Genomic DNA, 22133 nt, shown 5'->3' on the forward strand with positions numbered 1-22133 from the left:
CGCCATGGGCTGCTGCGCCCGGCTTTGCCAGGGCACCATTTTTGCTCGTGGCTGAATGCCTCAGCTCTTGGGCGGCGGCGGTTTTTGACCCAGCAATTCGGCCAGGAACGAGCCAGCGTCCTGGTGCCTGTCAAAGAGTGCACCGGTCAGCGCCCGGGTTCCCCGCAGTGGTTCCCGGGTGGGGACGCGCTGCAGCTTCCCGAGTCCCGGAACATCGAAGATTACCGAGTCCCAACTGGCGCCAACAACGTCTTTGCCGAAGGTCGAAACACACCGTCCGCGGAAGTACGCGCGAGTGTCCGACGGCGGTTCGCCCACCGCCCGGGCGATCTCGGCGTCGTCAACGATTCGGGCCATCCTGTCCTTGGACAGCAACCTGTAGTAGAGGCCCTTCTCTGGCCGTATATCTGACCACTGGAGATCTACCAACCCGAGTCTGGCGTCGTCCCAACCAAGGCCGTCCCGGTTTCGATAGCCCTCAAGGAGCGACTTCTTCGCCACCCACTCAACGGATGGCGCCGCGGCAGCAGGATCGCTGCCAAGTACTGACAACGTCGATTCCCAGCGCTCCAGGAGGGCGTGCGTGTGCCCGTCGCCAGTGACCGAATCGGCAACTCCGGTCTCTTGCGCCAGCTTCGCCGCCGCCTCGTAGTACATCCACTGGATGTCCAGAGCGGTTACCCTACGTCCATCCAACAGCCGGACCGTAGTGGCCAGGGTTGTGTCATGGCTGATGGCCTGCAGCGCCTGGACGGGTTCGTGGACTTCGATCCGGGGTGCCTGGCCTGCCTCGATGAGGCTGAGAACCATGGCCGTGGTGCCGAACTTCAGGTAGTTGGAAACCTGGCTGAGGTTCGCGTCACCGATGATGACATGGAGCCGACGGTACTTATCCGCCGTCGCGTGTGGCTCGTCCCTGGTGTTGATGATGGGGCGTCGGATGGTAGTTTCAAGGCCAACCTCAGCCTCGAAGAAGTCTGCCCGTTGGCTGATCTGGTAGCCGGCAGTGGAACTGTCTTGTCCGATCCCCACACGTCCGGCCCCACAAACCACCTGCCGGGACACAAAGAACGGTGTGAGCCCCCGGATGATGTCACCAAAGGGAACGGACCGGGGCATGAGGTAGTTCTCGTGCGAGCCATAGGACACCGATTTGTTGTCAGTGTTGTTCTTGTAGAGGTTGATCGGCGGAAGGCTCGTGTCCGCCGCTACTTTCCTCACGGTGGCTAGGGCTACGAGATCGCCGGCGGCATCCCAGGCAACCGCGTCCCTTGGGTTGGTAACCTCCGGGCTCGAGTACTCCGGGTGCGCATGGTCTACGTAAAGGCGTGCACCGTTGCCAAGGACCATGTTCATGAGGAGCGAACCGGATTCGTCCTGGCCATCCAGTTCCAACTCCTGGCGACCATACGCCAACGCTACTGCCTCGGCGTCGAGCACTGGCGGCTGGTCAGTCAGCTGGCTGGGATCGGCGCTTGCCCGGTCAACGGTCCAGCCGCGGGCATCGTGCAAAGGTTCTTCGTCCGTGTAGTCCCATCGGGTTTCCGCTCCACCGGCGGCGCGTTGCCGGGTAACCGTGGCATAGGCCTGGATAATCCGGGCGGACATCATGGTGGCGTTGGCCCCCGGCGCCGATGGCGCATGGATTCCATACTCGGTTTCGGAACCCATGACGCGCATGGCGCCGCCAACAGGCAACCTCTCGCCGGGCACGCCCTCGGTTCGGGCCGTCACAGGTACTGGCCCGTGTTGGCCGTGGTCTCGATCGACTTGCCAGGTTCCTGGCCGGCCTTGCCTTGCACGATCGTGCGGATGTACGTGATCCGTTCACCCTTCTTCCCCGAGATCCTTGCCCAGTCATCAGGGTTGGTGGTGTTCGGCATGTCCTCATGTTCCCGGAATTCGTCCACTACGGCCCGCAACAGGTGGTCGATCCTCAGACCCTTCTGGTGGTTGGTCAGCAGGTCCTTGATCGCGTACTTCTTAGCCCGGTCCACCACGTTCTGGACCACTGCACCTGAGTTGAAGTCCTTGAAGTAGAGCATCTCCGTATCGCCGTTGGCGTAGGTGACTTCCAGGTACTCGTTCGACTTCTCGGTGGAGTACATGGCCTCAACCGTGCGCTGGATCATGGCGTCGACCGTGGCCTGGACGTCCCCGCCGTACTCAGCCAGGTCCTGCGCGTGGAACGGCAGGTCCGTGGTGATGTACTTGCCAAAGATGTCTGCTGCGGCCTCGGCATCGGGCCGCTGGATCTTGACCTTTACGTCCAGGCGGCCGGGACGAAGGATCGCGGGATCGATCATGTCTTCACGGTTTGAAGCACCAATGACGATCACGTTGTCCAATCGCTCCACGCCGTCAATCTCGCTGAGCAGCTGCGGGACGATGGTGGTTTCGACGTCGGAAGACACACCGGTGCCACGGGTGCGGAACAGCGAGTCCATCTCATCGAAGAAAACCACAACGGGGCTGCCATCGGATGCCTTTTCGCGGGCGCGGGAGAAGATGAGCCGGATATGCCGTTCGGTTTCGCCGACATACTTGTCCAGGAGCTCGGGTCCCTTGATGTTGAGGAAGTAGCTCTTGAGGTCGGTGTTTCCGGCGCGCTCAGCAGCACGGGCGGCCAGGGAATTTGCCACGGCCTTGGCGATGAGGGTTTTGCCGCAGCCTGGCGGACCGTACAGCAGGATGCCCTTGGGCGCCTTGAGACCGTGTTCCCGGTACAGGTCCGGATGCAGGAACGGGAGTTCCACAGCATCGCGGATCTGCTCGATTTGGGGGCCTAGGCCGCCGATGTCCTGATAGGTAATGTCCGGGACTTCTTCCAGGACAAGGTTCTCTACCTCGGCGCGCGGGACTTTCTCCAGCGCATAGCCGGTGCGGGAATCCAATGACAAGGCGTCGCCCACCTTCAGGTGCACGCTTTGCAGTGCTCCGGAAAGCCGGACCACCCGCTCCTCATCGGCCCGACCAACTACCAGAGCGCGGTCCTTGCCCAGCATCTCCTTGAGCGTGACGAGTTCACCCGCACGCTCGTAGCCAAGTCCGGCGACCACCAGCAGGGCCTCGTTCAAGAGGACTTCCTGTCCGACGGCGAGTTGGTTGACATTCACCAGCGGGCTGATGCCAACGCGCATCTTGCGGCCCGCATTGAAAATGTCCACGGATTCTTCCGTGGCCGCCTGCCCCGAACTGCCTGGGCTTGGCTGCCTGCGGGGGTTGATCTGAACCACGGTCCCGAAGCTGTAAGGCGGCTGCCCTTCCTGCTCCAAGGCACCCTTCAAGCGGAGGATTTCACCCTTCGCCGTTTCAAGCATGCTGACGAGCTTGCTGTTGTTCTGGGTGGCGGCGGCAAGCTGGCGGTCGATGTGGCGAAGCTTGTCCCGGAGGATGTTGATCTGCCGTTCGGCCACGGTCAATTCACTCGAGGGGTCGGGCGGCTGGATGGCGGCAAGCCTCCGGTTTGCTGCCTCTTCAGCTGCGGCGTTAGCTTCCTCCGGCGTCGGCCGTCCAATGTCGTTGTTCGACGTATCCACGATTCATCAGCCCCTTCCTGCGCTTAACAAGACCTTAGTCCCGAAAAGCTCAGGGTGCTTCGTGACATCCGGAATGCGGACCCTATTGTGACCTTTTCAGTTTGTGACCGAGGGGTCGTCCTGGACGTTGGTTCCGGCAATGGCATCGCGTGCGGCGCGGCGGAGTTTCTTGTCTGATACCGCGCGTTCCCCCACCGCCCCCGGAGTCCAGGCGTTCAGGTCTTCTGCGCTGAATTCGGTCTTGGATGGGCGCCGCTTGACGGAGATCCCAGTGACGCCGTCGGCGAGCCGCCTGGTGACCAGAAGGAATCCCGTGTGGGCCACCATACGGTGATCAGGACGGACTGCGAGTCCTTCGAGGTGCCAGCCGCGGACCATGGATTCCCAGGCGTCCGGTTCCGTGAAGCGTCCGTCCGCCCGGATGGCCTCGGCGGTGCGGGAAAGCTGCGTCACGGTGGCCACGTAATTGATCCAGACGCCGCCAGGGGCCAGGACGGTTGCCACCGCGTCAAGGCACTCCCACGGAGCAAGCATGTCAAGCACTACACGGTCTACGGAGCCAGGTGCCTCGGCACGGACCACCTCTTCCTGGAAATCCCCCAGGGAGATCTGCCAAGCCGGGTGCGGGCCACCGAATATCGTCTCGACGTTCCCCCGGGCGATGTCCGCGAATTCTTCGCGGCGCTCAAAGGAATGGAGGTAGCCGCCATCGCCCACTGCACGGAGCAGGGAAATGGACAACGCACCGGAGCCCACGCCGGCTTCAACAACGCGCGCACCCGGGAAGATATCAGCCATGGTGACAATCTGGCCGGCGTCCTTCGGATAGACAACGGCCGCGCCACGGGGCATGGACAAGACGAAGTCCGAGAGCAGGGGACGCAAAGTCTGGTACTGCTGCCCGATGTTGTTGCTGACCACCGAGCCATCAACCTGGCCGATGATTTCATCGTGGTTCAGGAAACCGCGGTGGGTATGAAAAGCTCCGCCCACTTCAAGCGTGATGGTGTTCATCCGGCCACGCTCATCCGTGAGCTGCACACGCTCGCCCACGCGGAAAGGCCCACGGCGCCGCGCTGCCCCTGTTGGCTGCATGGCAGAGTCAGTGGCTGGCTTGTCGGTGCCGGTCTCCGTGCCTGCGCTTGTCTCAGCCGCGGCGGTTTCGCTGCTCATGTGGTGTTCCTCGCTCCTGGGCGGCTGCGCCGCCATGTGTTGCTGCCGTATGGGCGCCGAAAATCGATGGTTTGTTTTGTGGACCGGCAGGTAACTCTACCGGCAAGGGCGTCAGGCGCGCCCGCTGCCCCGGGCTTCTTTACCTGTAATCGCTGTCACTACTGCCTGCTGGCGGAGCAAACCGGTCACGGTTCCGTTGTGGTCCACCACAGCGTATTCGCCACCCTCCAGCCGCGCCAGATACTGAATCAGCTCCTGGCCCTTGGACCATTCCGGGACGTAGGCACCGGCCGCCAAGGCGTGCGCTACGGCGGTGACCGGCGTCGTCGCTACCGCCTCAGGAGGGACCGCGGCAGCTGCGCCCGGATCCACTACTCCCTGCGGCTTTCCGTCAGGTCCGCAAATCACGACGGCGGGACTCCCTGCCGGGGACACCGCCAGGACGTCTGCCACAGTGGCCGCGTTCGGCAGGCCCACTGCTGGCTCCGCGAGGCCGGCCGCGCTAACCAGGTAAAGGCGGCTGCGGAGCTTTGCGTGGTTGATTGAACTCGATGCGCCCATCCACAGGAAGCCGCAGACGAGGACGGTGATCAGCATGAGGTTGATGTCCAAGGGTGCGCCGCTCAAGAGCGGCACTGCGATAAACCAAATGACCAGTGCGGCAACGATGACGCGCCCGGACCAGCCCGCGGCAATGGTTCCCTTGTCCTGGCTGCCCGTGGCCTTCCAGACCGCTGATTCCACCAGCCGGCCGCCATCCAAGGGCAAACCGGGAAGAACGTTGAAGATGCCAATGAGGAGGTTGGCCCACATAAGGATGTTTGCCAGGATTTCAGTGACGCCACCGAGGATACCCGCCGAAAGGACAGCCCACATTCCGGCGGCCAGGACAAAGTTTGAAACCGGTCCGGCGAGGGCAACGATTACAGAGCGTCCCGGCGATGCGGTGAAGTTCTCGAACTGGGTATGTCCGCCCCACAGATTCAGGACAATCTTTTCCGTGGGCCAGTTGAACGCCTTGGCGCTGAGCGCATGGGCAAGCTCGTGGACCAAGACGGAGAGCGCGAGCAGCAAGGCATAGCCGAGGGCAACAAAGTAGGCCCAGATGCCGAGGTTCGGCATTCGCACCAGCAGCGCTGGCCCATAGACGATCACGGTGAAACCGGCGATGACGAACCACGAGTACGCGAGGTATACGGGGATACCGCCGATTTTTCCTAGTGGGATGCCGTCCTTTTTGGTGGCAGCATGATGTGGCGTGGAGGAGCTGCTCACCTAGTTTGCCCCTTCAAGGAGGTTCCGTGGCGCGAAACGGTCTACCACCAATTGGCTGACGTCCGCCGCGGATCGGCCCACCAGGGTTTCCCACATGACCATTCCGGGATATTCGGGAAGCGGAACCTGGTGTGGGATGCCCACAGTCAGTACGCCGGATGCCAAGGCGGCCGTGGCTCCCGGAATGGAATCTTCCAAGGCGACGCAGTGATCGATGGTCAGCGAGGAGTCATCGAGCCGAAGTCGTTCGACAGCCGTCAGGTAGGCCTCGGGGTGGGGTTTTCCGTTGGTCACACTGTCTCCGGTGACCAGGAATTCGAAGTACGGCTTGGGGAGGCTTTCAACAATAACGCCGGCCAACGGGCCCTCGGACATGGTGACCAGGGCGCAACGGATGCCCGCCTGGTGCAATTCGTCCAGCAACTCGCGGGCGCCGGGACGCCAGGGAACTTCAGTACGGACCTGCTTGATCACCTGCGCGCTGAGCGTATCCACGATTTCCCGGGCTTCAAGGCGGACTCCAGCGGCCTGCAGCACCGCGGCCGAGTGCAGCAGGGACTGGCCCACCAACTGCATCGCCTGCTGGTGTGACCACCTCCCCCCGTGCGCCTCCACCAGTGCGCGCTCGGCGGCAATCCAGTAAGGCTCAGTGTCCACAAGGGTGCCATCCATATCCCAGAGCACGGCTTTGAGAAGGGGCTGACTGGATGACGAAGGCATGGTTTCAAGTCTACGTGGAACCCGGGGCGCTTCCCGCCGGGCTTGCGCTGTGGGCGAATACAGGACACGCTTCGACGCGAAATGCCATGCATCCACAAGGGTCTTGGACGTAGGGTGAGTGGATGAACAGTGTGGACGGGACCCCCGAAGGACAGGACATCACCGCGGAGCCCGAGCGTTTCCTTAAGGAACCCGCGGAAGGCCAACGCGTCACCGTAATGATCGCTGCGTTTGAAGGCTGGAACGACGCCGGTGAGGCCGCCAGCGATGCGCTGCACTACTTGAACAAAGTCTGGGACGGCAAGAAGGTTGCCACGGTAGATGCCGAGGAGTACTACGACTTCCAGTTCACCCGGCCAACCGTGCGCCGCACGTCCTCGGGTGCGCGGAAGGTCAAGTGGCCCTCAACGCGGATCTACAAGGCCTCAGTTCCGGACAGCAATGTGGACGTGGTGTTTGTTCTCGGCACCGAACCTTCATACCGTTGGCGGGCCTACACCACCGAACTTTTGGTCCATGCCGAGGCGCTAAAAGTCGATTCGGTCATTCTTGTAGGTGCACTGCTGGCCGATGTACCCCACAGCCGGCCAATTCCGGTCAGCACCACCACGGAAGACAGTTCGCTGCGGGAACGGCTGAATCTGGAGGCTTCCCAGTACGAAGGACCCGTGGGAATTGTTGGTGTCCTGGCCGAGTTCGCCATGCTTGCCGGGCTGCCAACGGTTTCCCTGTGGGCAGCTGTGCCCCACTATGTCGCACAACCGCCCTCACCCAAAGCCCAGCTGGCCATCCTTCACAAGATTGAAGACCTGCTCCAGGTTCCCTTGGACAGCCAGGCCCTGGCAGAAGAGTCGGAGGCCTGGGAACGGGGCGTCGATGAACTCGCCACAGAAGATCCTGAGATTGCTGCCTACGTGCGCCAACTGGAGGAAGCCAAGGACACTGCGGACCTCCCTGAAGCGTCGGGCGAATCCATCGCCCGGGAATTCGAGCGGTATTTGAAGCGCCGTGGCAAGGACCGGCCCTAGGGGCAGAACCACTTAGACAACTACCATCTCCAAAACCAACGGCCCTGGCGATTAGCCAGGGCCGTTGGTTTGTGTTGCCCCGGTTCGGCTAGAGCTCCACGCCGAGCAACGCGTCGACGGCATCGCCCATAAGCGCGGCGTCCAGCTCAGACATCGGAGCATTGGTGCTCAATGCCTCCTCAGCCCAGCGGTCGACGGCGGCAATGGCTCCGGGAGCGTTGAGGTCATTGGCCAATTCCCGGCGCATGGCCTCGACAAGTGCGGAAGCCGAACCAGCAGGAGCCACGTCGCGCGCTTTTCGCCACCGGGCCAGCCGGTCCTTTGCTGCCGCAAAGTCCTCATCGGTCCAGGACCAGTCCGAGCGGTAGTGGTGGGCGAGGATTGCAAGGCGGATGGCCGCTGGTTCTTCTCCGGCGGCGCGGAGTTTGGAGACAAGTACCAGGTTGCCCTTGGACTTGCTCATCTTTTCTCCGTCAAGGCCCACCATACCGGCGTGGGCATAGTGCCTGGCCAGCGGAACGCCAGCCAATGAATAGGCGTGTCCTGCTCCCATTTCGTGGTGCGGGAACACGAGGTCAGAGCCGCCGCCCTGAACGGTGAAGGGTGCGGGCAGGTACTTCTGCGCGATGACCGTACACTCAATGTGCCAACCGGGACGGCCGTCCCCCAAGGTGGCCCCCGGCCAGCTGGGTTCGCCTTCCCGGGCTACCCGCCAGAGCAATGGATCGAGTGCTTGGCGTTTTCCCGCCCTGCCCGGATCGCCGCCACGCTCTGCAAAGAGGGCAAGCATTTCCGCTTCGCCAAGGCCTGAAACGTCGCCCAACGTCCACGCATCCGTGGCGTCGGAGCGTTTGCCTGCCGCTTCGACGTCGTAGTAGACGTCGCCGTCGGGCTCGCCATCCGTACCCTGTACGCGGTAGGCGACGCCGTCAGCAATGAGCTGTTCGATCGCGGGCACGATGTCCGGGATGGCCTCGACCGCGCCGATGTAGTGATCCGGGGCAAGGACGTTCAGGGCGTCCATGTCAGTGTGGAACAGTTCAATCTGGCTCTGCGCCAAGTCACGCCAGTCCACGCCGGTGGCGGTGGCACGCTCGAGGAGGGGGTCATCGATGTCGGTGACGTTCTGAACATAGGCTACGCGGATTCCGGCGTCCCGCCAGGCCCTGTTGAGAAGGTCGAAGGCCACATAGCTTGCGGCGTGTCCCATATGCGTGGCGTCGTACGGCGTAATACCGCAGACGTACATCGATTGTTCCGGCTGCGGCTCTATCTCCACGACGCGGCCCAAGGCGGTGTCGAAGAGGCGTAGTTGGGGCATACTGCCGGGCAGCTCAGGAACAGGGCGGGAAGTCCACGATTTCACGACTCAACCTTAGTGCTAGGCGCTGATCACATTGAAACCGAGCAGGACATACAGGGCCAGGCCGAGAAGGATGCGGTACCAGACAAAGAGCCTGTAACTACGTGTTGAGACGAACTTCAGGAACCAGCCGATGATGACATAGCCCACCACGAAGGCGATGACTGTGGCCAGTGCGGTCTCCGGAAGGCCGTAGGGACCGGCCAGGCCCTCCTTGGAGACCGTTTTATAGAGCTGGTAGAGGCCGCTGCCGAAAACCGCGGGAATCGCGAGGAGGAATGAGTAGCGGGCCGCGGCCTCACGCGTGTACCCCATCAGCAGGCCGGCCGTAATGGTTCCGCCGGAACGCGAAACGCCCGGAATCAGGGCCATCGCCTGCGCAAAGCCATACAGAATACCGTGCTTGTAGCTGAGCTGTGTGAGATCGCGTTCCTGGCGGCCCACGGCGTCGGCAACTGCAAGGAACATGCCGAAGACGATGAGCATGGTGGCCACGATCCACATGCTCCGCAGGACCGACTCGATCTGGTCCTGGAACAACAAGCCCAGCACGATGATCGGAAGGCTGCCCAGGATTACCAGCCATCCCATGCGGGCGTCCGGGTCGCTTCGATCGACCTTTCCGCCCAAGGACCTAAACCAGGCACCGATGATCCGCACGATATCGCGCCAGAAGTAGACGATGACCGCCGTCTCCGTACCCAGCTGGGTGATGGCCGTGAAGGCCGCTCCGGGATCTGCTGCATTCGGAAGGAATGAGCCAACGATCCGCAGGTGAGCGCTTGAAGAGATCGGGAGGAATTCGGTGAGGCCTTGCACCAGGCCCAGCAGGGCTGCTTCTATCCAGTTCACGTGAATAGACCCTACGTCATGAAGACTGGGAACTCCCCGTAAGCTATCAGCATGCAGCAGCGTTATGTCGGGAACAGTGGGTTCCGTGTCTCCTCTTTGTCCCTCGGAACCATGTCCTGGGCGCAGGAGACGGATGAGCAGGACGCTGCCGAGTTGCTCCATGCTTTCGTAGCCGCCGGCGGCACAGTCATCGACACCGCTGCGTCCTACGCCCATGGGCAGGCTGAGGCGATGCTGGGCTCCATGCTGGGTGACGTCGTGGCCCGCTCGGAAGTCGTCATATCTACCAAAGCCGGCGTCTCGTCGTCGGAATCCAGGCGCAGTATCAACGCATCACGCGGTGCCCTGCTGTCAGCGTTGGATGCCAGCCTGGCACGGCTCGGAACCGATTACCTTGACATCTGGTTTGTCCATGAGTGGGACCCGAATGTTCCCCTGGACGAGACTCTGTCCGCATTGGAGCTCGCGCAGAGGACAGGACGCGCCCGCTATGTGGGAATTTCCAACTACAACGGCTGGCAGACGGCCAAGGCAGCGGCAGTCGCTGGTTTCACACTCGTAGCCAACCAATCCGAATACTCCCTGGTACAGCGCAAACCGGAGGAAGAACTCATTCCGGCCGTGGAAGACGCCGGGCTTGGCCTGATGGCCTGGGCTCCCCTGGGGCGTGGTGTTTTGAGCGGGAAGTACCGCGGCCAGATTCCTGCCGATTCGCGTGCCGCGCAGAGCCGGCTCGCCGGGTATGTCGAGCCATACCTTGAGCCGAAGGCATCACGGGTAGTGGAGGCCGTGGCTATGGCGGCGCGGGGTTTGGGGCGTTCGCCCTTGGACGTGTCCCTGAGTTGGTTGCTCTCGCGTCCTGGCGTTGCCACCGCGATCGTGGGGGCCAGGAACGCTGTCCAGCTCAAGGAATTGCTGGATGCGCAGTTGACGGTCCTCCCGGCTGAGATTTCGCGTGCCCTGGAGGACGTTTCCGCGACATAGCCGTTGCGGTCCCTATTGGCGATCGAGGATATCCAGCAGGTAACTGCCGTAGCCGCTCTTGGCGAGCTTGGAAGCCTGCTGGCGGAGTTCGTCGTCGTTCAGATATCCCATCCGCCAGGCCACTTCCTCCGGCGCTCCAATCTTCAGGCCCTGCCGGTTCTCGGTGGTGCGGACATAGTTTGACGCATCGTTGAGGTCGCTGAAGGTTCCTGTATCCAGCCAGGCAGTCCCGCGTGGAAATTTTTGCACGTGGAGCCTGCCGAGTTCCATGTATTGCCGGTTGATATCCGTGATCTCAAGTTCCCCTCGAGGCGAGGGTTTGAGGTCCTTTGCCATGGCAACGACGTCGTTGTCGTAGAAGTACAGGCCCGGGACCGCGTAGTTGCTCTTCGGTGCCGTCGGCTTTTCTTCGATGGAGACGGCCAGCCCATCGTCGTCGAATTCCACCACGCCGTAAGCACTCGGATCCTTGACCCAGTAGCCGAAGATCGCTCCGCCCTCTACGTCGGCGTACTTGCGGAACTGGTTACCCATGCCTGGGCCGTTGAAGATGTTGTCCCCCAGGATGAGCGCCACTTTGCCGCTGCCTATGTGCTGCTCCCCCAGGATGAATGCCTGGGCCAATCCATCAGGGGTGGGTTGTTGTGCATATGTGAGATTTATGCCGAATTGGGATCCGTCGCCCAGCAAGTTCTCAAACTGCGGCGCATCAGTGGGCGTAGTAATCACCAGAATGTCCCGAATGCCGGCCAGCATCAACGTGCAAAGGGGGTAATAAATCATGGGTTTGTCGAATACAGGGACTAATTGCTTGCTGATTCCAAGCGTTATTGGATGAAGCCGGGAGCCCGTGCCGCCTGCAAGAACGATGCCGCGCATATTAGCTGTCCCTTCCCGCTGCACTAGCCACAATTGACGGCTACGCTATGGCCATGCAGAGAATCCTTGTCACCGGCGGGGCCGGATTCATTGGATGCAACTTTATCCACTACATCATGGAGCACTCACGCCTCCATGTCACGGCCCTGGACAAACTCACCTATGCGGGAAACATCGAGTCCCTCGCGGGACTGCCTCCTGAACGCTTCGATTTCGTCCGGGGCGATGTCTGCGATGCCCCGCTGGTAGACCGCATGACGGCAGCCGTTGACGCAGTGGTCCATTTTGCGGCTGAATCGCACAACGACAATTCACTGGAGGATCCCCGGCCGTTCGTGGACACGAACCTCGTGGGGACTTTCACGCTCATCGAAGCGGCGCGGAAACACAGGACCCGCTTCCACCACATATCCACAGATGAGGTGTACGGGGACTTGGCGTTGGAGGACCCGCAGCGTTTCACCGAGGCGTCGGTCTATCGGCCCACGAGCCCCTACTCTGCAACCAAGGCCGGTTCCGACATGTTGGTGCGGGCCTGGGTTCGGTCGTTTGGCCTCCAAGCGACCATCAGCAACTGCTCCAACAACTATGGGCCGTACCAACATGTAGAGAAGTTCATTCCCCGTCAGATCACCAACATCCTGGATGGCAACCGTCCCCGCCTCTACGGCACTGGGCGCAATGTGCGGGACTGGATCCATGTCGAGGACCACTCCTCGGCCGTGGCAGCGATTCTCGAGCATGGGCGGATTGGTGAAACATACCTGATCGGTGCCGACGGTGAGCAATCCAACAGGAACGTCGTGGAGAAACTGCTCCTGCACATGGGCCAGTCCCCGGAGGCCTATGACCTGGTAACTGACAGGCCCGGACACGACCTCCGGTATGCGATCGACTCCAGCAAGCTCCGGAACGAACTGGGTTGGATGCCCCGATATGCGGACTTCGACGCCGGACTGGCTGACACTGTTCGCTGGTACCAGGACAATGAGGCCTGGTGGCGGCCACAAAAGGCCGCAACCGAGACCAAATATGCAGGCCAGGGCCACTAGCCCATGGAGCCTGCTGAATTGACATCGCTTACCACGCCGATTCCCGGGTTGGTGCTTTTCCATCTACCGGTCCACGGAGACAACCGTGGGTGGTTCAAGGAGAACTGGCACCGTAGCAAGATGATGGCGTTGGGCCTTCCGGATTTTGGACCCGTGCAGAACAACATCTCCTTCAATGCCAAACGCGGGACCACCCGCGGTATCCACGCCGAACCGTGGGACAAGTTCATTTCCCTCGCATCGGGGCGGATCTTTGGCGCATGGGTGGACCTGCGGGACGGCCCCACTTTCGGAATGAGTTTCCATGCCGAACTGACGGCCAAGGATGCCATCTTCGTTCCCCGCGGTGTGGGCAATGCTTTCCAGACCCTGGAGGACGACACCGCATACACCTATTTGGTCAATGACCACTGGAGCGCCGGGGCGCAGGCCGAATATACATTCTTGAACCTTGCTGACGAAAACGTCGCCGTGCCTTGGCCCATTCCGTTGGAACGGGCCATCCTGTCACCGCAGGACCGCAATCATCCTCGGCTGCCAGCCGTCGCTCCCATGCAACCCAGGCGGACGCTGGTGCTTGGTGCGGACGGACAGCTGGGGAAAGCACTGAGGCAGGAGTTCGACGGCGACCCGACAGTGGACTTTGCGGGCAGGACGCAGTTCGATATTTCGGCAGAGGATTCCTTTCTCGCCACAGATTGGCGGAAATACTCCATCATCATCAACGCGGCTGCCTTTACGGGAGTCGACGCGGCGGAGACAGCGGAAGGCCGTACTGCTGCCTGGAGCATCAACGCAGCCGCAGTGTCCCGTTTGGCGAGGACCGCCGTCGAGCATTCACTAACGCTTGTCCATGTGTCCAGCGACTACGTATTCGACGGTACGGCTGCCGTGCACAAGGAGGACGAGGCACCAGCTCCCCTGGGCGTCTACGGGCAAAGCAAAGCCGCCGGAGACGCTGCTGTGGCCGCCGTGCCACGGCATTACATCGTGCGGAGCAGTTGGGTAGTGGGCGAGGGCCGCAACTTTGTCCGCACCATGGCTGCGTTGGCCGCGAAAGGTGCAGCGCCCACTGTGGTGGGCGACCAGTGGGGACGGCTGACATTTGCGTCCGATATTGCCGCAGGCATCCGGCACCTGATCAACAGCCACGCACCTTACGGAACCTACAACCTCAGTAGCGACGGCGAGCCGCAGTCCTGGGCGGGAATTGCACAGGATGTTTATCGTCTCTGCGGCGCGGATCCCCGAAAGATCATCACCATCAGCACGTCCGAGTACGCAAAGCCCGGAACTGCGCCGCGTCCAGGCAGCAGCGTCCTGGACCTTTCGAAAATCAAGGAAACGGGCTTTAGTCCACCCACGTCCCATTCCCGGCTGGAAGCGTACCTGCGCTCCGAAACGTCACTTTGAGACGAAGCGTCCCGCTTTTCGCGCCACGAGGGTCTTGGTCAACTCCCTTAGCCGCGCGGGTTTTCGGAGGAGGCGAAGCAGAATTTTCCAGGCGCCCAGGACGCTGTCCACGATGCGGCTGGGCAAGTGGTCGTCCACATCGAGGGAAACGGAAAAGTGTGGGGAAATGCTTCGGGCACTTGCCCGCAACCCCACGACCTCGTTGAGGACGTTTCCACCGTGGATCACCTGCAACCACATCGGGTGGGCGGTCCGCACATTCAGGACGGGGGCGTACGCATCGATCCGGTAATGATGTTCAACAAACACCGTGGCCGGACGGCGGTCTGCGGTCCGCTCAATCAAGCTCGAAAAAGGATTCATCGTATACGGGCGGATGTAAAGTTTCCGCTGGGCATATTGCGCCCCATTCACCAGATTAACGAAGGTTTTGTCCTGTTCCCTGAAACACCGTTGGATTGTCTCAATAAAGTCATTTGATACGGCGTCGTCGTTGTCAACCCGGGTGGTGATCACATAGGGAGTGGCACTAAGCTGGCCGATTGTGCGGCTAAGAAATTCCTGTGAGAAGGCACCCTCAACGTAAACGGGGCGAAAGACACCTTGCGATAGTTTGTCAATCTCCTGCCTCAACCACAACGGTGACAGGGAATCAAGGAAAACCAGCCAGGTAAACCGAGGTTCCGTTTGATTCCGGAAGCACGGGATGCAGTACATCTCAAAGAGTTGAAGGCGCTCGCGAAGCCATGCGTCCGTGGGTTCTGCCTTGTGATAAAAGCTGCGGACATTGAAGCGTGTCAGAACAAAATGGGTTGCCGAGCCCCCCGAGCAATCTGTGATTTCGCTGCCCATGTCCGTCCTCTACGTGGTCAGAGCTGGTCCCCTTCGTATCGACATAACGCATCCTCTCCCGGCAGGGGCCCGCAAGCAATACCCTGACTCAGCCGATCGTGGACGGACGCTCTGGTGCACCCGGGGAAATCGTCCTAAAGTAGCCCTACGGCAGGCTCGACACAAGCAGGGCCGGGAGACAACTCAAGTAAGTAAATTGCTCGGACGGCACCCGCCGTCCGGCTTCGGCGATCTGGGAAGTGCAGCAACTTGGATCGCCGGGCACGTTTGTGCCGTGAGTTGGATCATCGAGCCTGGAGCCGAGAATGCTGCACCCAGATACTGCGCCCTCCCGGGTCGCAACCCGCCACATTTCTTCCCGTCTTCGCCCGGGAGAAGCCAGAGGGCATGACTCCAGGCGTCCAGCCGTTTCCAAGCGTCCAGCCGTTTCCCAACCCGGGCAGGGTTTGTGGGTGAGCCTGGGTGGTGTCCCCGTGAAGCTCCTGGAGTTTGACGGTGCCCTGCAGGAAATCATGGACCGGGCGACTTCGGTTGGCTCTTCACCTCTTGGCGTTTGTTCTGCGAACCTGGACCATATCCTGCACTTTGGTGCCGGCAGCAGGTGGATGGGCACCATGGCGGAGCACACGTCTGTCGAGTGGCTGACGTTGTTGGATGGAGCCCCGCTGGTTGCCCAGGCACGGCGCCTGACGGACCAGCCGTGGCCGCGACTGGCAGGAAGCGATCTTGTGGAGCCATTGCTGGACGAAGCTGAACGCCGCGGGCTCAGCGTAGGATTCCTGGGTGGGACCGAGCAGGCACAGGAACTTATCCGCAGCAGGTTCGCAGTGGAGCGTCCGGATTTGGCCGTGGCAGGCTGGTGGGCTCCGGAAAGGTCCGTGATCAGCGACGAGCAGGCTTCGTTGGAACTCGCCGCGCAGATAGCGGCCACTGCGCCGGACATCCTTGTGGTGGGCATGGGCAAGCCCCGGCAGGAACTGTGGGTCAGTAAGTATGGACGCCTCACAGGAGCCAAGATCCTGCTCGCGTTCGGTGCCGTTGTCGATTTTCTTGCTGGAAGGATCCGGCGCGCCCCATCCTGGATCAGTTCCCACGGCTTCGAGTGGGCCTGGCGACTTATGCTTGAGCCGCGCAGGCTTGCTCGCCGGTACCTGGTGGATGGGCCCGAGGCCTACCTGAAGCTGCGCCAGGTCAGCGCCGCAGACGTCCCGCCAACCGCACTGCCGATGAACCAAAGGCCAGAGGACCCAATCGTTGCCCCTGCCGAGGCCGGCAAACAGGCTCCGAGGCCTTTCCTGCTGGCTGGGGCCAAGGCGGAGATCGCAGTCATAGTAGTTACGTACAATAACGCCGACGACGTTGGGCCTTTGATTTCGAGTCTGAGGGCAGAGACGGTTGACCAAACCATGAAGGTAGTGGTTGCCGACAACTCCCCTGACGAGCTCACGATGACCGAGCTTGCTCATCATCCGGACGTTATGGCCTTGCGCACGGGAGGAAACCTCGGCTACGCGGGTGGGATCAATGCGGCGCTGCGCGTGGCGGGCCCTGCCGACGCCTACCTCATCTTGAATCCGGACCTGCGCGTGGGTCCTGGCGCGGTAGCAGCATTGCGTCGAAGGATGAGTGAGTCCCACGCTGGCGTGGTTGTGCCGGTCCTGCTGGAAAACGATGGCAAAGTTTATCCGTCGCTGCGCCGCGAGCCGAGTGTGATGCGTGCCCTGGGCGATGCCGCACTGGGCAGCCATCTGCGCCGCCGCCCCTCCTGGCTCTCCGAAATGGACTTTGACGAGGAGGGCTACCAATACGCCCATCGCGTCGAATGGGCCACCGGCGCAGCCCTCCTGATAAGCGAAGATGCAGCACGGGCCGTTGGGGAATGGGATGAGCAATTCTTCCTTTACTCGGAAGAGACAGATTATTGCCATCGAATCCGCCAAGCAGGGAAATCGATCTGGTTCGAGCCCACAGCAAGGATGTGGCATGAAGGCGGAGGCTCGGGCACCTCGCCCCAATTGACGGCGCTTATGTCCGTCAATCGCGTTCGCTACGCATCCAAACATCTCGGGCGGAGCACGGCCGTGCTGTTCCGGGCGGCTGTATTCGCTGCGGAATTGGCACGAATAAATAAGCCGGGCCACCGGGAAGCAGCACGGGCCCTGCTAAGGAAGCGGCTCTGGCCGACATTGCCCCATGCCACCCGATCCCCTGCTCTCCCTCAGGTCTTTCCAGCCGGAGCGGTCATCATCCCGGCGCACAATGAGGCAAAAGTCATCGGCCGGACACTGGAATCCTTGAAGGAAGTCATCAATGCCGGAACCGTGGACGTCATCGTGGCGTGCAATGGCTGTACCGATGATACGGAAACTGTGGCCTCCCACTATCGAGGCGTCAAAGTTCTGCACGTCGGGGAAGCGTCCAAGACAGCGGCGCTCAACGCCGCAGACGGTGCTACGGAGTTGTGGCCGCGCCTATATCTGGATGCGGACGTAGAGCTCACACCTGAGGCTGTCCGTGCCGTCTTCAAGGCCCTTGAGGGCGGGACCCTTCTGGCTGCGCGGCCGGCCTTCAGCTACGAAACCACAGGGGCCCCTGCGTTGGTCCGGGCGTATTACCGCGCCCGGAACCGGATTCCTGGAAACGCGCAAGGAATGTGGGGTGCCGGCGCCTACGCGCTGAACGCGAAGGGACATGAACGGCTCGGCGAGTTTCCAGCTTTGATCGGCGACGACTACTACGTGGACGGTTTGTTCCAAGCCGGCGAAAAGCGGGTTCTGGCGACAGACCCGGTTGTCGTGAGGACCCCACGCTCATCGAGGGCATTGCTTGCCATTCTTCGGCGAAACTACCGGGGAAACCGCCAGCAAAGAGCGTCACAGGACCGTGGGTCGGGGGCATCTGGCTCAGCTTCCTCAACGCGGCAGACATTGCGGGAGCTTGCCGTTTCAATCCGAGGGCCAGTCAGCGCCTTCGATGCCTTTGTCTATGCAGTTTTCGCTGTTGTTGGCCGGTACGGAGCATTCTTTCCCGGGGGACGGAGCGATGGCTGGGAACGCGATGAAAGCAGCAGGCAATAATGCTTTTCGGGGCGCAGAGGACGGGCGGGGCCTAGCTGGACCTTAGTGGGACTCTGCTCCTCTTGGACCAAAAGTTCCTTCTGCTTGACCCCACCGACAATTCCAGCACAGTCCCCCTAACGTTCTCTATGAAGTCTTCCAAACGATGGTTTTGCTCCACATAGGCGCGGGCACGGCGCCCAAGTTCCTCCGCAGCTTCCGGATCGGCAAGAAAGGACTCTATGCGACTCCTCAGCGCAGAGGAGTCCCCGGTTGGTACGAATACTCCGTTGTCGCCGTCACGTATAACGTCCACCTGGCCGAGGGTTTGGGAGACAATGACCGGTCTTCCCATGGCCATACCCTCCAGAATGACATTCACGCCTGCGTCAATGTCGGTGGGCAGCAGCGGGACAACCACTACCTTGGCGGCGGCATACGAGTCACGCAGCTCAAGGGACGTGAGCGGGCGAACCTGGCAATTATCAGGCCACCCCGGTTCATCGCGAACGTCCCGCGTGACGATTTTGTATCCGTCGAGGGCAACCACCAGCGAGGCCGCAATGTGAACCGGAACGTCCAGTCCCCTGACGGCGTTTGAGAAGGTCTGAAAGTCCCGTTGCGTGGACCCTGCTGAGAAAATGATTTCGTGCCCGGAGCCGGCTGGTTTGAAGAAGTCCAGATCGACAGGATGACGAACGAGGACAACATCCCCGGGATCAAATCCAATCTGTTCAATCGCCACGGCCCGTTGGATCGAGCTCCACGTGACGATTTTGTCAATGCCTGTCCGAACGAACCTGAGAGGCCATCGGACTGCCGGTTTTGACAGCCAGAACATCATGGCCAAATGCGGGGTCTTGACACGAAGGATTGCGAACAATGCCGCAACGGCGACTGAATGCCGCTCCGACCACGTAATAATGACGTCGTAGGAGCGGCTGATCCGCGTTGCTTCCAAGGCCTGGGCGGCAAAAGCCGGCAAACGCTTATAGATGTGTGCTCGGAAGCCCGCTGTCTGGCGAATGGTATTTTCATCCAGGACATCGCACTTGAGGGTTTCCTCAAACAGGAGACTGCGAGGCTCTTCGCCAGCCGATTCGCGGCGCTGCCGCTCGGAACGTTCCACGGTGGAGCGACCCCGGGTCTTGACGAGGAGGATTCTCGGCGCATCTGCCGGGAAGGCTTCATCTGTTCGAACCATCATGAACTCCGTCTCGACGCGGGCGCAGTAATCCGAAAACAGCCGTCTTTCCGCCGGGCAGCGCGCGCAGCCTCTCCGTAAGGAGGCCTCCCCGTTCATCCTGCACGATGCGCCACAACGCACCCGCGACTCCAAGCATGACGAACAACATGGCTGCGGCCATGGGAAAAGAGAGCCCATCGAAAAACGCGAAGGTAGCAGCAATTGCGGCCAGGGACGCCAGGACTGATTGGCTCATTTGACGCATTTCGTTGTCTACTGCCAGGCGACGCGCACGCCATGCGCAACTTAGCCCACTGGCGATCAAGGCAAGGAACATTGCCAGTCCAAGAACCCCCAGTTCCACAAGCAGTCCCAAATACTGGTTGTCGACGATGATGTACTCGGGAAGGAATGTTCCGAAAGCCCGTCCAACGATGGGATTGTTCTCCAGCATCCCCAACGCTGTCGAGTACCCATTTGTCCGGGAAGTAATGCTGCTGTCGTCGCCTCCAACAGTGAACAGCCCCCGAAGCGTACCGAGCAATCCGGGAGTGACTACATAGACAGCGGCCACAAGTCCTATGGACGCCACATAGGCTCGGCGCCGCAATGATCTGGACCATGCGGGGATCAGGACAACGAAGGCTATGGCGACCGCGATCAGTGCGGACCGCGATACCGACAGGACGGAAGCTACGGCGATAGCTATCACTGGCAGCCACCGTAGTAGCCAATTCCTGGTGGTTTGCGTGAGTGCCAACGTCAACGCAATGGGGAATGAACTCGAAAGGACAACTCCGTACTCAAGAGGGTGGGAGGCCATGGCAGCAGCGCGGACAAATCCGCCCCTGACGTCAATGTTGGAGAAGTCGGCGCTCGATGACATGCCCGGTATGGTGATCCAGTCGATGAGGGATGCTCCTGTGACGAACTGAAGAAGTCCAAGGATTGCGGTGAATGTTCCCATCAATACGACACTGCGCATGACGGTGACCAGTCCATCTCGGTTCTTCAGCCCATCGTGGATCAGGAGGAGAATCCCGGCCCAGGCGAGCAACCGAATGAGTCCACCATCAGCGGGACTGGATTCCTTATCGGGTAAGCCGTGCAGCATGGCGACGGCGTAACTGGCCACAGCGACGGCCAAAAAGAGGGCTAATGCGAGCCGGACCGGGCGCCGCCCCACGGCCTCCGGCTTCGTCCTATGGACTTGGTACAGCACCCACCATATGAGTGCCAACAGCGCCCACAAGGTAGTCAACCGTCCTACAGTGCCTAAGGCGGATATTGTCAGGTTGGAGGGAACCGCGCACGTGACCACCAGATATATGGTGACAAACGTTGCGACCTCCGAGCGCTCGGGCTGCTGTGCTGTCTGGCCCATGGTTACACCCTGCGCGGCCCAGCCATCTGATGTGCCTCGCATCTCCTACTGCCCTGCCCCTCGAGGTATTCCGCGGCGCCGGGCAATCTGGCGTTCAACAGTCGCGGCAAAGGCGATTGCGGCAGCGCCTGACAGGGCCAGCCAGGCGCTGGCGCCTTTGACGCGGTCCGTCTGCGTACCCCCGCCGAAGATAATCTCGGGACTTGACGGCGTGGTCACAGTGGTTATCAGGGCGCCATGGACGTCCTGTTCCTGTTGCAGTGCGGCGGATTCCTCCTTGATTCGCTCGATGACTGCAGACAGGACTTCGTTGACCCTCTCCGCGCTCGAGTCCACCACTTGGACCGCCAACACCGGCCGGGAAAAGCTCTTGGTCCACTGGCCTCCGGTGTTGGGCAGCGTCACGGAATATCCGTGCTTGACCCCTGCTCCATAGAGGGTTCCCCGGGACAGGACCAAATTGACCGATGCGGAGTCATCGTTGACGCGCTTCTCCACCAAAGCGGCAAAGGGCACGAGCGCAGCCACATCTCCTCCTGGAACCCAGTAGGCCGGTTCGCCTTTGGGTGCAACGAATGAGACCTCTGCTTGCGTCCAATACACAGGATCCAGGGACCGGATGGCCCCCAGCCCTGCAAAGCCAATCAACAGAACAGCAACGGCGGCGTACCACCTCCTACGCAGGACCTGGAGCAGAGTTTTGGGAGTCATGGCTACGAGGGCCTTTGGGAGACTGGCAATGCGGCCGGAACTTCATCGTGGGCAGGTTCCAGTGCTGTCGCCGCCGCGGGCATTGGACGGGTGGTGTCCTCCGGAGTACGCGTCCTGGCCCTGTCGCGGCGGTGTTTCCGGGACTTCATCAGGCTGTCCAACAGAACGGTGAGTACCAAGGTCAGCCCTACTCCCCCGGCTGCTGCCACGAGGAGGATTTGGGTTCGTGCCTTGGATTCCGGCGTGGCCCGACTATCGACCAGAAGGGTCATGGTTGAAATGCGGGACTCCTGCGGAACATTCAGCGCACTCTGCATGTTTTCCAGCAACAGTGGGGCTTGGTCCATGACGGCCCGCATGGTGCCCAAGGATTCATCCGGGTTCGGTGACGTGGCTGTGATCAGGAGGATAGCCCCGCTGGTGCCTCGGTCGGTTTCAGCCGTATATGTTGCGTTTGCAAAGTCCTCCGCGATCTTGCCACGGATGTCCTCGGCCGAGAGCCGGCGCGTGAGGATATCCAGCGCCTCACCCATCCCGCCCAGGTTCAAGTAGGGATTACCGTCAGTTCCAACACTATGCGTGGATGGCATGATCACGAGGCTTGCTTGCGCTTTGAACTTCTCGGGGGTGTTCTGTTGGACCTGGAAACACAGCACAAGCGTCATC

Annotated in this window: 18 protein-coding genes; 5 read left to right on the forward strand and 13 right to left on the reverse strand. The window is 61.2% G+C overall.

Annotated elements, in window-relative coordinates; all coding sequences use genetic code 11:
- Positions 1 to 60: 60 nt before the first annotated feature.
- The 5 genes from dop to ACZ5G6_RS12835 all read right to left on the reverse strand — a co-directional run bounded on the left by dop (position 61) and on the right by ACZ5G6_RS12835 (position 6707).
- The gene (gene dop / locus ACZ5G6_RS12815; protein WP_498691850.1) at positions 61 to 1680 is read right to left on the reverse strand and encodes a depupylase/deamidase Dop; all 1620 of its coding nucleotides are present in this window, start codon (positions 1678 to 1680) and stop codon (positions 61 to 63) included.
- A 50-nt stretch (positions 1681 to 1730) separates the two neighbouring features.
- The gene (gene arc / locus ACZ5G6_RS12820; RefSeq protein WP_223932798.1) at positions 1731 to 3539 is read right to left on the reverse strand and encodes a proteasome ATPase; all 1809 of its coding nucleotides are present in this window, start codon (positions 3537 to 3539) and stop codon (positions 1731 to 1733) included.
- A 96-nt stretch (positions 3540 to 3635) separates the two neighbouring features.
- Complete coding sequence (locus tag ACZ5G6_RS12825) at positions 3636 to 4712, reverse strand: tRNA (adenine-N1)-methyltransferase (protein WP_223932799.1); 1077 nt, start codon at positions 4710 to 4712, stop codon at positions 3636 to 3638.
- Between the two features lie 111 nt (positions 4713 to 4823).
- Positions 4824 to 5987 carry a site-2 protease family protein gene (locus tag ACZ5G6_RS12830; protein ID WP_223932800.1) on the reverse strand — a complete coding sequence of 388 codons (1164 nt, stop codon included), beginning with the start codon at positions 5985 to 5987 and terminating at the stop codon, positions 4824 to 4826.
- On the reverse strand, positions 5988 to 6707 hold the full coding sequence (locus ACZ5G6_RS12835) for an HAD family hydrolase (RefSeq protein WP_223932801.1): 720 nt from the start codon (positions 6705 to 6707) through the stop codon (positions 5988 to 5990).
- A 122-nt stretch (positions 6708 to 6829) separates the two neighbouring features.
- Between ACZ5G6_RS12835 and ACZ5G6_RS12840 the strand changes: the two genes are divergently transcribed.
- A complete protein-coding gene (locus ACZ5G6_RS12840; RefSeq protein WP_223932802.1) occupies positions 6830 to 7735 on the forward strand; it encodes a PAC2 family protein in 906 nt (301 codons plus the stop codon).
- Positions 7736 to 7823: 88 nt separating this feature from the next.
- On the opposite strand, the gene mshC is transcribed toward ACZ5G6_RS12840, so the two are convergent.
- Positions 7824 to 9101 (reverse strand): cysteine--1-D-myo-inosityl 2-amino-2-deoxy-alpha-D-glucopyranoside ligase, encoded by a 1278-nt coding sequence (mshC, locus tag ACZ5G6_RS12845; protein ID WP_223932803.1) that lies wholly within the window; start codon positions 9099 to 9101, stop codon positions 7824 to 7826.
- Positions 9102 to 9116: 15 nt separating this feature from the next.
- Positions 9117 to 9950 (reverse strand): undecaprenyl-diphosphate phosphatase, encoded by an 834-nt coding sequence (locus tag ACZ5G6_RS12850; protein WP_498685866.1) that lies wholly within the window; start codon positions 9948 to 9950, stop codon positions 9117 to 9119.
- A gap of 51 nt (positions 9951 to 10001) precedes the next feature.
- Between ACZ5G6_RS12850 and ACZ5G6_RS12855 the strand changes: the two genes are divergently transcribed.
- Positions 10002 to 10934: an aldo/keto reductase gene (locus ACZ5G6_RS12855; RefSeq protein WP_223932805.1), complete on the forward strand. Its 933-nt coding sequence runs from the start codon at positions 10002 to 10004 to the stop codon at positions 10932 to 10934.
- Positions 10935 to 10946: 12 nt separating this feature from the next.
- Here the strand turns inward: ACZ5G6_RS12855 and rfbA are convergent, their stop codons facing one another.
- Complete coding sequence (gene rfbA, locus ACZ5G6_RS12860; protein WP_223932806.1) at positions 10947 to 11813, reverse strand: glucose-1-phosphate thymidylyltransferase RfbA; 867 nt, start codon at positions 11811 to 11813, stop codon at positions 10947 to 10949.
- 53 nt (positions 11814 to 11866) lie between these two features.
- Here rfbA and rfbB point away from each other — a divergent pair, with 53 nt between their 5' ends.
- Together rfbB and ACZ5G6_RS12870 are read left to right on the forward strand one after the other, a co-directional pair.
- Positions 11867 to 12865 carry a dTDP-glucose 4,6-dehydratase gene (gene rfbB, locus ACZ5G6_RS12865; protein WP_223932807.1) on the forward strand — a complete coding sequence of 333 codons (999 nt, stop codon included), beginning with the start codon at positions 11867 to 11869 and terminating at the stop codon, positions 12863 to 12865.
- 3 nt (positions 12866 to 12868) lie between these two features.
- The gene (locus ACZ5G6_RS12870) at positions 12869 to 14278 is read left to right on the forward strand and encodes a sugar nucleotide-binding protein (protein ID WP_498685867.1); all 1410 of its coding nucleotides are present in this window, start codon (positions 12869 to 12871) and stop codon (positions 14276 to 14278) included.
- Here the strand turns inward: ACZ5G6_RS12870 and ACZ5G6_RS12875 are convergent.
- Complete coding sequence (locus tag ACZ5G6_RS12875; RefSeq protein ID WP_498685868.1) at positions 14270 to 15130, reverse strand: glycosyltransferase; 861 nt, start codon at positions 15128 to 15130, stop codon at positions 14270 to 14272. The genes ACZ5G6_RS12870 and ACZ5G6_RS12875 overlap by 9 nt on opposite strands.
- Before the next feature lie 305 nt (positions 15131 to 15435).
- On the opposite strand from ACZ5G6_RS12875, the gene ACZ5G6_RS12880 reads away from it, so the two are divergent.
- Positions 15436 to 18207: a WecB/TagA/CpsF family glycosyltransferase gene (locus ACZ5G6_RS12880; protein WP_498685869.1), complete on the forward strand. Its 2772-nt coding sequence runs from the start codon at positions 15436 to 15438 to the stop codon at positions 18205 to 18207.
- 31 nt (positions 18208 to 18238) lie between these two features.
- Here the strand turns inward: ACZ5G6_RS12880 and ACZ5G6_RS12885 are convergent, their stop codons facing one another.
- The 4 genes from ACZ5G6_RS12885 to ACZ5G6_RS12900 are packed head-to-tail and all read right to left on the reverse strand — an operon-like array spanning position 18239 to position 22057.
- Entirely contained in the window at positions 18239 to 19393 is a 1155-nt protein-coding gene (locus tag ACZ5G6_RS12885) for a glycosyltransferase family 4 protein (protein WP_498685870.1), read from the reverse strand.
- Positions 19374 to 20756, reverse strand: coding sequence for an O-antigen ligase family protein (locus tag ACZ5G6_RS12890; protein WP_498685871.1), 1383 nt, complete (start codon positions 20754 to 20756; stop codon positions 19374 to 19376). The genes ACZ5G6_RS12885 and ACZ5G6_RS12890 overlap by 20 nt, the downstream gene beginning before the upstream one ends.
- Before the next feature lie 45 nt (positions 20757 to 20801).
- Positions 20802 to 21467 carry a YveK family protein gene (locus tag ACZ5G6_RS12895; protein ID WP_223932813.1) on the reverse strand — a complete coding sequence of 222 codons (666 nt, stop codon included), beginning with the start codon at positions 21465 to 21467 and terminating at the stop codon, positions 20802 to 20804.
- 2 nt (positions 21468 to 21469) lie between these two features.
- Positions 21470 to 22057, reverse strand: coding sequence for a hypothetical protein (locus ACZ5G6_RS12900; RefSeq protein WP_498685872.1), 588 nt, complete (start codon positions 22055 to 22057; stop codon positions 21470 to 21472).
- Positions 22058 to 22133: the final 76 nt, after the last annotated feature.

It is taken from the genome of Arthrobacter sp. TmtSoilC51 (assembly GCF_055388015.1).